General features: G+C 71.1%; 10 protein-coding genes. 4 read left to right on the forward strand and 6 right to left on the reverse strand.

Annotation, left to right across the window (positions count from 1 at the left end; translation table 11 throughout):
• Positions 1–57 precede the first annotated feature (57 nt).
• Positions 58–705 (forward strand): PAS domain-containing protein, encoded by a 648-nt coding sequence (locus QQY24_RS05980; protein ID WP_301971614.1) that lies wholly within the window; start codon positions 58–60, stop codon positions 703–705.
• A gap of 583 nt (positions 706–1,288) precedes the next feature.
• On the opposite strand, the gene QQY24_RS05985 is transcribed toward QQY24_RS05980, so the two are convergent.
• Positions 1,289–1,873, reverse strand: a complete 585-nt coding sequence (locus QQY24_RS05985) for a TetR/AcrR family transcriptional regulator (RefSeq protein WP_301971615.1) — start codon at positions 1,871–1,873, stop codon at positions 1,289–1,291.
• A 544-nt stretch (positions 1,874–2,417) separates the two neighbouring features.
• Positions 2,418–3,239: an alpha/beta hydrolase gene (locus QQY24_RS05990; protein WP_301971616.1), complete on the reverse strand. Its 822-nt coding sequence runs from the start codon at positions 3,237–3,239 to the stop codon at positions 2,418–2,420.
• Positions 3,240–4,094: 855 nt separating this feature from the next.
• Here QQY24_RS05990 and QQY24_RS05995 point away from each other — a divergent pair.
• On the forward strand, positions 4,095–4,943 hold the full coding sequence (locus tag QQY24_RS05995) for an alpha/beta fold hydrolase (protein WP_301971617.1): 849 nt from the start codon (positions 4,095–4,097) through the stop codon (positions 4,941–4,943).
• An 866-nt stretch (positions 4,944–5,809) separates the two neighbouring features.
• On the opposite strand, the gene QQY24_RS06005 is transcribed toward QQY24_RS05995, so the two are convergent.
• Together QQY24_RS06005 and QQY24_RS06010 are read right to left on the reverse strand one after the other, a co-directional pair.
• A complete protein-coding gene (locus QQY24_RS06005; protein WP_301971618.1) occupies positions 5,810–6,544 on the reverse strand; it encodes a YoaK family protein in 735 nt (244 codons plus the stop codon).
• A 100-nt stretch (positions 6,545–6,644) separates the two neighbouring features.
• The gene (locus QQY24_RS06010; RefSeq protein WP_367657981.1) at positions 6,645–7,547 is read right to left on the reverse strand and encodes a LysR family transcriptional regulator; all 903 of its coding nucleotides are present in this window, start codon (positions 7,545–7,547) and stop codon (positions 6,645–6,647) included.
• Between the two features lie 215 nt (positions 7,548–7,762).
• Between QQY24_RS06010 and QQY24_RS06015 the strand changes: the two genes are divergently transcribed.
• Both QQY24_RS06015 and QQY24_RS06020 read left to right on the forward strand, forming a co-directional pair.
• The gene (locus tag QQY24_RS06015) at positions 7,763–7,909 is read left to right on the forward strand and encodes a hypothetical protein (RefSeq protein ID WP_301971619.1); all 147 of its coding nucleotides are present in this window, start codon (positions 7,763–7,765) and stop codon (positions 7,907–7,909) included.
• Positions 7,910–8,894: 985 nt separating this feature from the next.
• Positions 8,895–11,378: a LuxR family transcriptional regulator gene (locus QQY24_RS06020; RefSeq protein WP_301971620.1), complete on the forward strand. Its 2,484-nt coding sequence runs from the start codon at positions 8,895–8,897 to the stop codon at positions 11,376–11,378.
• Between the two features lie 133 nt (positions 11,379–11,511).
• On the opposite strand, the gene QQY24_RS06025 is transcribed toward QQY24_RS06020, so the two are convergent.
• A complete protein-coding gene (locus QQY24_RS06025) occupies positions 11,512–12,603 on the reverse strand; it encodes a methyltransferase (RefSeq protein WP_301971621.1) in 1,092 nt (363 codons plus the stop codon).
• 40 nt (positions 12,604–12,643) lie between these two features.
• Complete coding sequence (locus QQY24_RS06030) at positions 12,644–14,005, reverse strand: phenylacetate--CoA ligase family protein (RefSeq protein WP_301971622.1); 1,362 nt, start codon at positions 14,003–14,005, stop codon at positions 12,644–12,646.
• Positions 14,006–14,452: the final 447 nt, after the last annotated feature.

Consider the following 14,452-nt stretch of genomic DNA (forward strand, 5'->3'; position numbering starts at 1 on the left):
TGCCATTGACCTGCTCCGTCCTCTTGGATGGCGACCGGCCGGCGGACCGGGGGCGGGATGGAAGCGGAACGGACGGACGCGGTGGTGTGGCGCAACCGCGCGTTGACCCTGTTCGACCGGGTGTCGGTACCGGTGGCGGTGTGCGACGTGTACGGGCGCGTGGTGCTGGCCAACCCGGCGATGGCCGCGGAGTGCGGTACGACGCCGGGCCGGCTGCGCGGCCGGGAGATGCTGGAGCTGTTCCGGCCGCAGGAGGCCGATCAGGTGGAGCGGATCGCCGAGGCGCTGCGGCTGCGGCACCGCTCCCGCTACCAGGTGTCGGTGTGCTGGCGGGCGCCCGGCGGGGCCGAGCGGTACGGGGAACTGACCGCGGACCCGGTGAGCGACAGCGTGGAGGAGACACCGGCGCTGCTGGTGATGCTGCGCGTGCGGGGCGAGTGTCCCGCACCGCGGCCGGAGGCCGGACCGGTGCGGGTCAGCGCGGTGGAGGGGCGGGTGCTGGCCCTGCTGGCCGGGGGTGCCACCACCGCCCGTGCCGCCCGGGAACTCGGCCTCAGCCGGGACGGCGTGACCTACCACCTGCGCCGGCTGTCGGCGCGGTGGGGCGCGGCCGGCCGCACGGAACTGGTCGCCCGCGCCTACGCGTGCGGGGTACTCGTCCCCGGGGTGTGGCCGCCGGAGGCGCGAGCGGCGGAGGCGGAGTAGCCGACGGGTACGGCGGTTCCCACCGGAGGTCCACCGGTCCGCCCTTCCTCCGGCTTCCCGGGACGCACGATCAGCCGGCCGTTCGTACCGGGGGCAGCGCCGGACGGCTCCGCCGGCGACCGAAGGCGCGTCGTCGAACCGGTGCGGGACCACCTCGTGCGGGCGGCCCCGGGCGCCGCCCCGGACCCGTCACGAACCGGCGGTGGACAGTCGGCTCCGGTGTCCCGGGGCGCGGCGGCAGCACCCGCCGGGCGCGGCCGCCGACCAGCACGCAGGTGATCGCGGCGAACAGCGCCTCACCAGGCGTGCCCTCGGACACTGCCACCTTGCCGGGTCGTGGTGTTCGACGGCGGGGCGGGGTGGGATGGCGTTCGGTTCCGGACCGGGCTCGGGCCGCGGCGGTGCGGCCGGCGACCGCGGTGATCCGCCCCCGGGTGGCGGAGCGGCCGTCTCCGCTCGGCAGTCGTGTGCGGGGCGTCGTCAACTTGGGTGACACGGCGAACACGGTCCGGGGGAAGGACCGGCACGAGGAGTGCGGGACGCCGGTGCCGGAGGTGGGCGGGGAGCCTTCCCTCGCGGTGTCTCAGCCCGTTGCCAGCAGTATGCCGACGCCGTGGGCGAGAGTGGCCCCGGCGGTCTTCGCGTCACCCAGGTACCCGGCGACCATGGCGCCGTCCCGCAGGGCCACGAGCGTGTCTGCGGCCTTTGCCGGGTCGGCCACCGCGAGCTCCCGGCAGGCGTCCTGCAGCACGTCGCGGAACCAGGCCCTGTGGCGCAGTACGGCTTGGTGCACACCGCTGTGCGGGTCCGGGTACTCGGCCGCGGCGTTGATGAAGGGGCAACCCCGGAAGCCGGCGGAGCACAGCTCCTGCCCGATGCCTGCGGCGACCGTGCGCAGGAAGTCCGCAGGAGAGCCGATTTCGGCGCGCACCGCTTCGACCCGGTCGCGGATCTGCTGGTCGGTCGCGGTCAGGTACGCCTGAACCAGGTCGTCCTTGCCCTGGAAGTGCCGGTAGAAGGTGCCCCGCGCGATCTCCGCCTCGTCCATGACCCGGTCCACGCCCACCGCCCGGATCCCTTCGGTGTAGAACAGCCGGGAGGCCGTGTTCAGCAGCCGCGTCCGAGCCGCGGACGGGCGTCTCACCGGGCGGGTCCGGGTCGTTGTCATGAAAACAGTATAGAACCTTCTGTTTACCTGCCGCTGGTGCGCGGACCACCCGCATTCCGGCGCACCCGTCGGCACCGACACAGGAGGGTGCACACACCGGCCGGTGCGACGGTGTTTCCGTCGCCCTCCGTTTCCGACGGGCCTGCACGACAACAGCGTCCGCACGCCATCCGTGGGCGCCTCCACGGGGCCGGAGGGCTTCCTTGCCCCACGGGCCACCGGTGGCCGCCAGAGCCAGTGCCTGGACGTCGATGGCGCGCTCCTGCTCGGGGTCCGGCAGGGAGGACCGTGGTGATCGGAGGGGGCGCCTCGACGCCCGACGGCCTTCGACGCCTGCCCGGCTCGATCACGGTACGGTCGACGGCGGCTGTGCGCACGAGGGCTCGGGCTACTGGGTCCCGGCGGCGCCTCGGTTTGCCCCGGCGGTCCGTCCGACGGGGCGGACGACCGCCCGAGGGCCGTTGGGATGCGCGGTGCGGGGGGAGCCGCCCGCCCCTGTGGTGCCGACACGCGCGTGGGCGGGCCGTGAAGTGCGGGGAGGGGGTCAGGGGCGTCCGCCGGACTGGTGCGCGACCCAGGCGAGGACGTAGTCGGCCACCTCCTCCCAGCCCTCCTGGCCGACGGTGAAGTGCGAACGTCCCGGGAACTCCCGGTAGTCGGTGATCGCGGGTGACGTGCGGTAAAGGCGCCAGTTGGCCTTGTTGACCCTCGTCGGCACGACGTGGTCCGCTCCGCCCGCGACGAGCAGGAGAGGTGCGCGTCGCGGGTTGCGGAAGTCGACCCTGGTGGCCGCCCGCGGGGAGAAGTTGGCGAATGCCCCCTGGAAGAGCACGCGGGCCGACCCCGGCACCTGGTAGCGCTCGTACACCGCTGCGGATTCGCTCTCGCCGAGCGTGTTGGTGAAGGCGTAATGGAACTGGCGGGGGGTCAGGGCGACGGCCTTGCTCCGGTTCGCGGGATTGTCGAGCACCGGCCAGGACGACCTGAGTGTGGACCACGGGAGGGGCAGCACACCCTTGACCGGAGCCGAGTCGATGGCTACGCCGGCGCTGCCGAGGCCCCGGTCCAGCAGCACCTGGGTGATCGCGCCGCCGAACGAGTGCCCGATGATCACGGGAGCCGCGTCGAGGTTGCGGACGATCTCTTCGAAGTGACCGATCACTTCTTCCAGGCCCACTCCCGCCACCCGGGAGGGATCGCGCCGGATGTCGGCCACCGTGCCTTCCAGACCGGGCCATGCGGGAGCGAGTACCCCGTACCCCCGTTCCTGGAAGTACCGGGTCCACCCCTCCCAGCTGAGGGGAGTCATCCACAGACCGTGGATGAAGACGACGGTGCCGGCGGGGCGTTCGGATGCTGCGGGCATGAGGAGCCTCTGATTTCTGGATAGAACGTTCTTTCTATCGGAAAACTAGCACCCCGCGCACGGAGGCACAACGCCAAGCGCGGAGGGGCGGCCCGCGGCGGCCGTTCGCGAGCTGCGGCGCGGCGGCGTTCGGCGAACGTCGGCACCTCCGGCACACCACCCACCCGCAGCACCCGGCATCGGAGGTTTCCCCGGCCGGCCCGGACGGGGCCCACCCCCGCGCCGCCGGCAAACGCACCCCCGCGGCCGGACATGGACCAGTGCCCGTCCGGCCGCCGACGAAAGGCCCCCCGGCGGACCGGTTGCCCCACCGACCGGCCTCTGCTACGGTCATCAGTAGATGGAACGTTCTATCCAGTTAGGTTGTGCCGATGACGCTGACAGCGACAGGGCCGGTGCGGTCGTGCTGATCCACGGATCCCGGGCGATCCCGCACGGCCGGGGCTCACCGGCCGGATCGAAGAACAGGGGCAGCGCCACCGCGCAAGGACCGGCTCAATTGCCCACGGTTCCATCAGCACCCTCGCCGGCGACCCTTCGGCTGCTTCCTGCCGGAACCACCGATCCCGGGCCGGGCGCGCGTGCTCGTCCAAGAGTTTTCTGCTCAGTTCGACCCCCGCGCGACCGCGGAAATCGATTTCTGCGACCGGCGCGGGACTCCCCCGTTATCCGGTGCCGGCGAGGCCGGTCCCATCTCCGCCGTCCCCGGCGGGCAAGTCCGGTCAGCGCCTGCTCCGCAGGTTTCGTGCCGGGTCGGGGGCCCCAAGTCACCGGGCGGACGGCATCCCCTGCCGAATCAGCCGCTCCCGTGCCGCAGACATCCTGCGGCATCCACCACTCTCCAGGAGAACCACGGTGTTCAAACGACGCTCCGCATACGTCACCGCTTTCGGCACAGCCGGCATCGCTCTTGCAGCCTGCCTGGCCACCAGTGCTTCAGCCGCGCCCGACCACGGGATACGGAACACCCCCAAGCCGACCGTCGTCCTCGTCCACGGCGCCTGGTCCGACTCCGCAAGCTGGAGCCGTGTCGTCAAGCGCCTGCAGGCGGACGGTTACCCCGTCACCGCACCGGCCACTCCGCTGCGCGGCCTGAAGGAGGACGCGACCTACCTGGCCGACTACCTGAAGACCGTTCGCGGCCCGATCATCCTCGTCGGGCATTCCTACGGCGGCGCCGTCATCACTGACGCCGCAACCGACGACCCGCAGGTGAAGGGACTCGTGTACATTGCCGCTTTCGCCCCCGACAAGGGTGAAAGCGCCGCCGGCCTGGAAGCCCGCTTCCCGGGCAGCCACCTCAGCGACAACCCCGAGGCCCCGGTTCCTACCGCCCTCAACGCCGTTCCCTTCACCAGGGCCGACGGAAGCACCGGGACCGATCTGTACATCAAGCCCGACAAGTACCGCGACGTGTTCCTCAGCGACCGGCTCAGTGGTCGCACGGCTGCCGAGCTCGCTGCCACCCAGCGCCCCGTCACCGCGCAAGCGCTCGGCGAGCCGTCCGGGACGCCCGCTTGGAAGACCATTCCCTCCTGGTACCTGGTCGCTCGCAACGATCACGCCATCCCGGCCACAGCCGAGCGGTTCATGGCGGCGCGCGCTCACGCCCGCACCACCGAGGTCGACGCCCCGCACGCCGCCCAGCTGACCGACCCCCAGGCCGTCACGCACCTCATCGAGGAGGCGGCGACCGCCAAGTAACGGATGTCCGACCGCAGGCCTCCGCCGTCACCGTCGTGAGCGGAGACCTGCGTCCGTCCTGCAGGGCTCCGGCGTGTCCACGTGGTTGAGCTGACCCCGGTTCCGGGGGTCCCTGAAGCCGGGCCCGTGATCCTGGCCGGAGGAGAACCACGAGCAGTGCCAGCGCCGCGCAAGCACCCGGGCGAGCTCCGTGAGCGGGCCGTTGCGCGAGGTCCGCGCCACCGGTCGTCCGGTCGCGCATGTCGCGAAGGACCTGGGCGTCCACGGAGAGGCCCCGCCCGGCTGGGTCCGCCAGGCCGGGGCGGACGCCGGCGAACGTGACGACCGGCTGACCACCGCCCACCTGGCCGCGGCAGTGCCCCGCCGGTTGTGTACGAGGATGTCGAGCACCGTCCCGTTCTGGCCGCGGCCCGCCACAGGTACTCCTGCTCACCGTCGATCTTGGTGAAGACCTCGTTCGGATGCCACTCGTTCCCGGGCCGGGGCCGGCGTCCACCGCAGCCTTGCGGACCCACGTCCGCACCGCCCCGGCAGCACCGGTGCCCGGCTTCACGGCGACCGCTTTCATCGCCGCCCACTCGGTTGGGTGAGTGGACCCAGCCGCGCGACCATGCGTGCTGAGCGGTCGCGAGGCTCGGCAGGGCAGGAGGACGGACGAGCCGCGACCCGGTCCTCTCAGGGAATCGATCCCCATCGGGCCCGGAGCAGTTCAGCCCGCGTGCACGGCGTGATCCAGGCATGCCTGACCGGACGACTCCCCGCCCCTGCCGACCTGGCCACAGCGCCACCGCCCCCACTTCGCCTTGACTCGCCCCGGCCCCATTGCTCCGTCGGTTGACGATGCCGCCCGATCTGGCGCTCACCACCTATTGCGGCGGAGCGGTCCACGGGGCGCTGGCGTGGAGTAGCCGGGTGCCGAACACCGTCACGGCCGTCAACAAGGCACCGGCCATGAGGACAGAAGCCGCAGGATCCACGGACAGGGCGGCCACAGCGCCGGTCGCAGCCCCGAGGAACATGGCAAGAGTGGAGGCGACCCGGCGTCCCGCCCGGCTGTCGGATCCCCCGGCGAGCCGGCCGTCGGCGGACAGACCGGTGATGGTCAGGGTGAGTACGGTGGTCGTCAGGTCGGGCACGGCAAGTCGCCGGGCGGCCGCGTTCTGGGTGCCCATGGCAACGCCGAGCAGAATGATGAGCACATAACGGCTGATGCCCCCCAGGGGACGGTCCGCGGCCTGCAACCACCCGTAGGCACCGAGGACGAGAAGCGCCTCGATCAAAGTCGCACGCCACAACAGGCGTCCGCGGTGGTGTGGTTGCAGATGACCCAGGCGGCCGCCGACCAGGGCGCCCACGGCAAAGGAGATCAGCGCCAGGATGGAGGGCGCAAGGGAGAAGCCGGGGGCTCCAGCGGCAGCGAAAGCGATGAACACGACGTTACCTGTCATGTTGGCCACAAAAACGTGGCCGAGGAAGAGGTAGCTGAACGCGTCGATGACACCGGTGACCACCGTCAGGACGAGCAGCGCAGGCGGCAACGGACCATGACGGCCCGACCCGGCCGGCTTTGTCAGGGCCCAGGCTTCCCGCAGGTGGCGCATGGCGTTTCCTTACACGTGTCAAGGAGATGATCCGCTCCTCCCAGTGTGTGGCACCCTGCAAGCCCCGTCCAAGATATGGATCCGGCTCCAGCAATCTGTTTCACCGATTGATCAAATGGTGTTGGACTGTGTCGAGGAAGGTGTTCACCGCGGGTGAGGTCCCGCGGATGTCGTACGCCAGGGTGACGGGCTGCACAGCCAGTGGGTCCGTCAGACGCAGCACACGCGCACCGTTCGGAACCTCCGCGGTCGCGGAGAGCGGTACCACCGCGACTCCCACGTCTCGGGCGGCGAGACGAACCATGTCTTGAACTTGGGCGACCTCGATGCTTCCGTCGAGACGGGCTCCGGCGCGGCTGAAGGCCGCCTCGACGTGTTGCCGCAGACCACTGCCACGGCGGAACTGAATCAGGTGGTCGTCGCCGGGCAGTTCGTCGAGGCTCACCTCCGCGTTGCCGGCCAGGAGGTGGTCAGCCGAGACGACGACTACCAGCGGGTCCTGTCCGAGCAGGCGGTGTCCCAGCGTGGGTGGCAGTTCTTCGGGCTGCCACCCCACCACGGCGACGTCGAGGGAGCCGGTGGCCACCTGCTCGACGAGCTGTGAACTGCTGTCGTTGACCACTTGCAGCTCGATGTCGGGGTAGGCCCGATGGAAGTCGTCCAAGACGGCGACCATGTCGATCACGGCCGCCATGGTTTGGATGACGCCCAGGCGAAGACGTCCCCGACGCAGGCCGACAAGGGCGCGGACCTGCGCGACCGCCTCATCGGCGTCTGCCAGAACACGCTCGGCCAGGGGAACCATCAGTCGGCCGGCCTCCGTCAGGCGCACTGTCCGGCTCGTGCGGGCGAAAAGAGCGGTTCCCAACTCCGCTTCGAGCCGGGCGATCTGCTGGCTCAACGCCGACTGCGCGACGAAGCAGCGCCGAGCCGCGCGGGTAAAGCTGTGGGTGTCCGCCACCGCCAGGAAGTACCTCAGATGCCGTAGCTCCATCGTTCCCATCACCCTGATCCGCCAACTGCCTCGGCCACGTCGAGCGTAGGCCGAAGCGGGTGAGGAACGCTGACGGTGGTGCCGCGCGGGCCGGACAGCAGGCCGGCGTCGTTCGGAGGATCCGTTCGATCCGCCGGTCTAGGTGGCGGACGCGGCTGCGGAGTTCGCGGGGCCGGGACGGGAGCGGGCGCGGCCACGAAACCTTCTCGCACGTACGGCCCGAGGTGCTGGGATCGAACAAGGAGGCGGTAGCCCACGCCACGCTCCCCGAAGCCGCGGACGCCGCGGAGACGGTCGCCTCCGTCGTCACCCGGCCGCCCCGCGCGGCCGTCGGCGAGGTCGTCCCGTGGCCGGACGGCAGCGTGGAGTAGCGACAACGGGCCCTGCGGTGCCCCTCCGCACGACGGCCGAGGCATCCGCCGAGATCCGGCACCACCACATCCTGGCACGCCCTCGGCCACCCGCCCCCAACGACGTGACGGTGCCGTGCGCACCCGCCGGGACGGGCCGTCGGCCGGAGGGCGGCCCGGGGTTGGTTCCAGGCCGTTGAGACGGTCCTCCCGCACAGGCGGACCGCACCGCAGGAGCCACACGAGCACACCCGAGGACCGGGGACCGGGACCGCCTCCGCCCCGCCGGGCACCGAACCGGGCGACCCCGTTCGGGCATCCACCCACATGCCGGCCGCACGGGGCAGGTGTGTTCTTGGCGTTCCGGTTTCAGCGGAACAGGGATAAGCAAAGAAAACAAGGGAACCCCATCGCCCCGCCTCAGATCCAGAGATAGGTGAGAAAGAGGTAAGCGCAATGGTGCGCACAAGAGCGCGGGCGGTCTGTTACTGGCGAATTCATTGCACACGCGTTGCGTGCTGTTTGGTGTGACACCTCGTCAGGGTCTGAAATAATTCCCTTCGACAGGCATCGTTTTGCACGTGTGACGAAGTGTTGACGAATGATGGGCAAGGGGGCCAGAACTGCATGTACTTGCAGTGCGGGTCCCATCGACTCACACGTGCAGGCGTGACGGATGCAACGATGCAGCGAGTCGGATCCGGTGAGCGCCGGGGAACTGGAGAGGGGTGCGGACGCTCGACGGATCACCCGAAATCTGTCCGCATCTCAAAGGTGGCGCATTTTACGCTGTCGCGAGCGCGGATCGGCGGCACGCAGGGGCGTCGGCGCGGAGGGAAGTGCCCGTGCGGACAAGGCTGCGCGGCGTTGCGCATCCCACGGGGAGGACGTCATTACGGGTGCGTGTCCGGAAACCGACGAGTGCCGCCGTGACGGGACACCGTTCACGGACGAGGCGGCCGGGCCCCGTCCGGCCTCCGGCTGTTGAGTACACGAAGGAGCAGGTATGGTGCTTTTCGGTCGTGGCGAGGAGTTAGGCGACATGTCCGCTCTGGCGGAAGCCGCGCTGCGGGGGAGGGGGCAGGCCGTGTTCCTCGGCGGCCCATCGGGAGTCAGCGGAACCGCCTTCCTCGATGCGCTCGACGAGGCGCACGCCTCGTCGTTCCGGGTGCTGCGGGTCACCGGTCATCCTGACGAGGCCGTCCTGTCCTTCGCGGCCGCCGAGCGGTTGGTCGCTCCGGTTTACGACAGGGTCGAGGAACTACCCGCGCCGCAACGCACGGCACTGCGGGTCGTCTTCGGTCTCGAAGAGGGCTCCGTGGACCCCCTCCTCCTGTACATGGGGGTGACGAGGGCCCTGCAAGCGGCGGCGGGACACACCCCGCTCATGATCCTCGTCGACGACTTCCACCTGCTCGACCAGGAATCGGCACGGGTCATCTCCTTCTTGTCCCGGCGGATCGACACAGCGGCGATTCTCCTGGTGTGCGCCGGCGCCGACGGACACGAGCGGCACGCGGGCCGGATCGAAGGGGAGCGGCCGACCCTGCCGCCACTCGGTGGGACCGCCCGCCTCGAGCTCCGGGAAGAGCGGAAACCCGCGTGCGCGACCAAGATGAAGAAACGTTTCGTCGGGACGTCCAGAGGAATCCCCGCGCTGCTGCGCCGTGCTGCGAGCGGGTCGACGCCCGGCCAGCTCGCCGGACGGGCTCCCCTGCCCGGGGGCCCCGCCTTTCCGGACGTGCCGACCGGCACCGCAGCGCTCGGCAAGGACGGCGCCGAACCGCCCCGGACCTCCGGGGCGCCCGACCGGAGTGCCGGACACGGCCCGGTGCCGGCTTCCGGTCACGTGTCCTCCACCGGCCCGCATCCTGCTTCCCGGGCCGCGCTGCCCGCCTTCGACGGGTTCTCCGCCGCGATGGCCGACGGGGACTTCCGAAGGTCCGAAGCCGCCGTCGAAACGATCGAAACGGCGGAACGGTCCCTCGCCCTGGGCGACACCGACCGCTGCGCGGACCTCCTTCGAAGGGCCGAACCGCTCCCATCGGCCGAACAGCGGGAGCGGTACCTCAGGCTCCAGGCCGTCCACACACTGCTGACCCGTTCCCCCTCCGGCGCGGTCGGGCAGTTGCTGGCGGCGGCACGCACGGCGAAGGACGCGGCGTTCGCGCGCGACACGCTCAACATCGCGATCGCCGCGGCCTGGCTGGCGGGGAACCCGTCCCGGCTCGCGGAGGTGAGGGACGCCGGGGCGCAGCCGCGCGGCCTTCCGTACCTGCAGCCGGACGCCGACTCCACCGAGGGGTTGGTGCTGCTGCGGATCCTGGCCGGACCGTGGGATCCCGCCGACCGGGTCGGCGCAGGAGCGACCGGGGCGGACCGGGCAACCGGCCAGGAGGCCGCGCGCGTTCCGCTGCCCGGGTTCCCCATGCTGCCGGACTCCGGACTGACGGACGATCCCGAGCGACACCTGGCGTACTACACCGGTCTGCTGCGGCGTGCCGTGGACGGCGGCGAGTGGGGGTCCGTGCCGGTGGCCGCGTACTGGACGGCCTGTCTGGAAGCATGGCTGGGACGGTGGACCGAAGCGATGGAGCACGCCCGTCTGGGACTGTCGAGCGCGGAACGTACCCGGCAGGACGTCCTCACCGGTCATCTGCGGAGCCTGCTCGCCCGGTTGCACGGCATCCTGGGCGACGTGGCGGCCTGTACCGCCGAGGCCGAGGCGTGCCTGAGGGAGTCGGCCACCTGCGTCCAGGACTCCGTCCGGCTGATGGCACGGGGCGCCCTGGTCTTCGCGGCCCTGAGCGAGGGACGGCTGGAGGACGCGCCCGGGCTGCTGCCGCTGTCCGCCACCGATGTCGGCGAATCGGTGTCGGGCGGCCGCGGCTCGCTCGTCGTGTCGGACCTGATCGAAGCGGCCTGCCGCACGTTCGAGGTGCTCCGGGCCGCGGAGTTGCTGGCCGTGTGGAAACGGTGCGGTCCCGAGGCCCGCGCCCGTGGGACCGAGTTCCTCGTGTTGCGTTGCGAGGCGCTGCTGGAGGAGGACCCCGACGGCATGGAACGGAGGTTCCGCGAGGCGCTGGCGCTTCCGTACCCCAACGAGTTCGAGCGGGGCCGGACGCGGCTGCTGTTCGGCGAACGGCTCAGGAGAGCCCGGCGGCCGCGGTCGGCGCGCGAGGAACTGGTGGCCGCCGTGGACGCCTTCCGGTCGGTCGGCGCACCGCTGTGGGTCGACCGCGCCCAGCGTGAACTGGACGCCTGCGCCGTACGCCCGTCCCCGGCGGAGGAGGGGTGGCAGGCGCTCACCGTGCAGGAGCGGCAGGTGCTGCAGCTCGCCGGGCTGGGGATGACGAACCGTCAGATAGCCCAGAAGCTGTTCATCAGCCCGCGTACGGTCGGCTACCACCTCTACAAGGCGTTCCCGAAACTGCACATCCGGTCACGCCGGCAGATCGGCGCGGTGGTACCGGCGAGCTCCGGCCCCTGAGGAGGGCGGCCGGAGCCCGTCCGCTCCGGCCGGCCGCGGAACTCGGGACCGCGGACCGGTGCGGCGGCGGAGCGATGCCCGCCGCCGGGGCGTCCGACGGGGGGCGGGAGCCGCGCCGCCCCTCGGTCCCACGTCACTTCACGCCGACCACCATGTACTCGGGTCCGTCGAGGTGGGACACCGATGCCTCCCGGAAGCCCGCGTCCGTCATCCACGAGGTGCACTCCGCACCGGTGTAGCCCAGTCCGCCGACCGACACCAGCGACACGTTCAGGCTCATGATCAAGCCCGTGGTGTTCACGCGGCGCTCGTCGTCGATGAGGGACTCGTACACCAGCAGCCGGCCCCCTTCGGGCAGCGCGTCGTACGCCTTGGAGATCAGCATCCGCTTGGTGTCGAGGTCCCAGTCGTGGAGCACGTGGCCCATGACGACGACGTCACCCGCGGGCAGCGGGTCCGTGAAGAAGTCGCCGGTGACCAGGTGGGCCCGGTCCGCGATGCCGGCGGCCCCCACGTGACCCGCGAACCGGTCGCCGACCTGGGGCCGGTCGAAGCCGGTGCCCCGCAGGTGCGGGTGGGCGCGGAGCACGTGGGCGAGGAAGGCACCCTCCGAGCAGCCCACGTCGACCACCTCGCGCACCCCGGACCAGTCGAAGGCGTCGGTGAGGGCCAGGTGGGCGCCCATGCTGTAGCCGGTCATCGACCGCACGAAGCCGGTGACCTGGTCGGGCGTGGCGAAGGCTTCGCCGAACGTGTCGTCATCGGCGCCGACCGGCAGCATGCGCGCGCCCGGAGCGGTGCCGGCGGCTCGGCCGGTCGCCGCCTGGGCGAGCGCCTGGTCGTAGTTGAGGCGTTCGCCGGTCCGCAGGCAGTCGCTGAGCAGAGTGCGGGACGGATAGACGGAGTTCAGGTAGAGCAGGTATCCGGAGATGTCCGAGACCGGGTCGTCCGGGTTCAGGTACGCGGCGGACAGGGCGGACGTCCGGTAGACGCCCTCCTCCCGTTCGAGCAGACCCACGGACACCAGCACGTCGAAGAAGTCGCGTGCGCCGCGGCCCTTGAGCGACAGGGCGGCGGACAGCTCCTCGGCCGTGGCGGGACGGCGCACGAGCTCCGTGAACACGCCCAGTTCCACGGCGCTGAGCACGACCTTCGACGTCCAGAACGCCGTGGCGATCTTGATGATCTCGTGCGGTGACTGCTGGACGGGGCTGGCTTCGTTCATGTTTCCTCTCTTCGCACACACGATGGGCGGGGAATCCTCGTCATGCCTCGTCGGCCGGCAGCCTCACGATGTCCACGTGTTTGCGCTCCCCGCTGCCGGCGAACTCCCCGGCCCGCACCTCGCGCACGCGGACGGGCAGTTCGCCGGCGACGAGGAGGGTGAGCTCCTCGGCCAGGCGCTCCGTGTCGAGTTCGGCGTACCCGGCGGGCAGGACGCGCAGTTCCAGTAGTTCGTCTCCGTACAGGGCGAGTTGGAATCGTGCGACGGGACGCGTACGCACGACGCGGGAGAACTCGCCGCCTGAGACGGTCCGCCCGCTCGGCAGGGTCACGCCGGAGGTCTCGCGGCCTTCGATCAGGCGAAGCACCGGAAACGGGGACCCGCATCCGCAGGGCTCGGGGTCGAGGGCGCCGACGTCCCCGGTGCGGTAGCGCAACAACGGCATCGCCCTGTTGACCAGGTTGCTGACGACCAGTTCGCCCCTCTCGCCGAGCGGTCGCGGAACTCCCTCCGCGTCGACGACCTCGACCCAGAGCCGCTCCGCCTCGATGTGGTAGGCATCCTGGGCGCACTGCGCGGCGATGGTGCCGAATTCACGCATGCCATAGCTGTCCGTGACGGGTGCGCCGTAAGCCTGCGCCAGGGTCTCGCGGGCTCCGGGCAGCAGCCGCTCGCCGAACGTCATGACCGCACGAGGGGTGATGGAACGCCCCGTGGCGGCCAGCGCCGTTGCGAGGCGCAGGCAGGACGAGGGGTGGCCGAAGACGATGTCGGGTGCGTAGGCGGAGGCCCTGACCGCGAGGTCACCGTCCTCGGGGCCCGGAGGCGCGGTCGTACCGAACTCCGCCATGCGGGCGAGTCCGAATCCGGGCGCCACGTATTCGAACCAACCGCCTTGCAACCATCCTTGGTAGGGCATCAAGAGCTTGTAGTGGAGGCGGTCGGTGAAGCGCACGGCCATGCGCACGCGGGCCGCGTAGGTGTGAACGAGGTGGTCCTCGTCCACGACGAAGCGCAGCGGTATGCCGGAGGTGCCGGACGTCGAGGCGACCCTGCACCTGTCCGGCTGCAGGGTGCCGCTGAGCAGGCCGTCCGGGTCCTTGCGGACCGTCTCCTTGTCGAGCAGGGGCAGGGCGCGCAGCGTGCCCAGCGGATCCGCGACCCGGTTCCGGGCGATGAGGGCACGGTAGTGCGGCACGTGCTCGCCCGCGTGGCGCAGGGCCTCCTCGAGCCGTGCACGGCGGAACGCTTCCAAGCCGGCCGGGGTGTACTCCGCCGCGCAGGAGCGCTTGTACTCCTCGTGGATGCGCGGGAAGAGAATGCCCTGGTACGTGTTCTCCTCAAGGACCGTCTCGTACCTCTCACGCAACTGCTTCGGGGTGAACTGCTGAATGGGCCCCACGGGTTGGTCCTTCCTGCACCGACGGAGTCCGGGGGCGGTGCCGACGTGCGGCACCGCCCCCGGACCGCTGCGATCAGATGTCGCCCAGCGTGTTGATCTCCTTGATCTCCGACATTCCCGTCACCTCCCTTCCGGTGGGACCGCCGGCCCGACGATGCGGCCGGTACGGGGCGTGCCGCGGCCGTCCTCCCCGGCGAACGGGTGGGCACGGCCGGAAGCACGCGGCGTGCAGGACGGTGGGTGTTCACGCCGGCCCCTGGGGTCCGGCCCGTCCTGGCGACCCACTCACCATGCGAGATGCCGGGAGCGACGCGCATCCGTCGGCCGATCAGTCTTTCCGGACGGGACGGGCGGTCCCCCTTCAGTCGCCGCCCGTCGCAGGAACGACCGATCCCGCAACGGATGCGCGTCGCTCCCGGCCTCTCGCAGACTGGCGCCCTTGTCGCA

The organism is Streptomyces sp. TG1A-8, assembly GCF_030499535.1.
Taxonomy (GTDB): Bacteria; Actinomycetota; Actinomycetes; order Streptomycetales; family Streptomycetaceae; genus Streptomyces.

Excerpts from the sequence above, each read along its gene's own strand:
- QQY24_RS06005 (WP_301971618.1), bottom strand. The coding sequence starts at position 6,544 with ATGCGCCACCTGCGGGAAGCCTGGGCCCTGACAAAGCCGGCCGGGTCG.
- QQY24_RS05985 (WP_301971615.1), bottom strand. The coding sequence starts at position 1,873 with ATGACAACGACCCGGACCCGCCCGGTGAGACGCCCGTCCGCGGCTCGG.
- QQY24_RS05990 (WP_301971616.1), bottom strand. The coding sequence starts at position 3,239 with ATGCCCGCAGCATCCGAACGCCCCGCCGGCACCGTCGTCTTCATCCAC.
- QQY24_RS06020 (WP_301971620.1), top strand. The coding sequence starts at position 8,895 with ATGGTGCTTTTCGGTCGTGGCGAGGAGTTAGGCGACATGTCCGCTCTG.
- QQY24_RS06025 (WP_301971621.1), bottom strand. The coding sequence starts at position 12,603 with ATGAACGAAGCCAGCCCCGTCCAGCAGTCACCGCACGAGATCATCAAG.
- QQY24_RS06010 (WP_367657981.1), bottom strand. The coding sequence starts at position 7,547 with ATGGGAACGATGGAGCTACGGCATCTGAGGTACTTCCTGGCGGTGGCG.
- QQY24_RS05980 (WP_301971614.1), top strand. The coding sequence starts at position 58 with ATGGAAGCGGAACGGACGGACGCGGTGGTGTGGCGCAACCGCGCGTTG.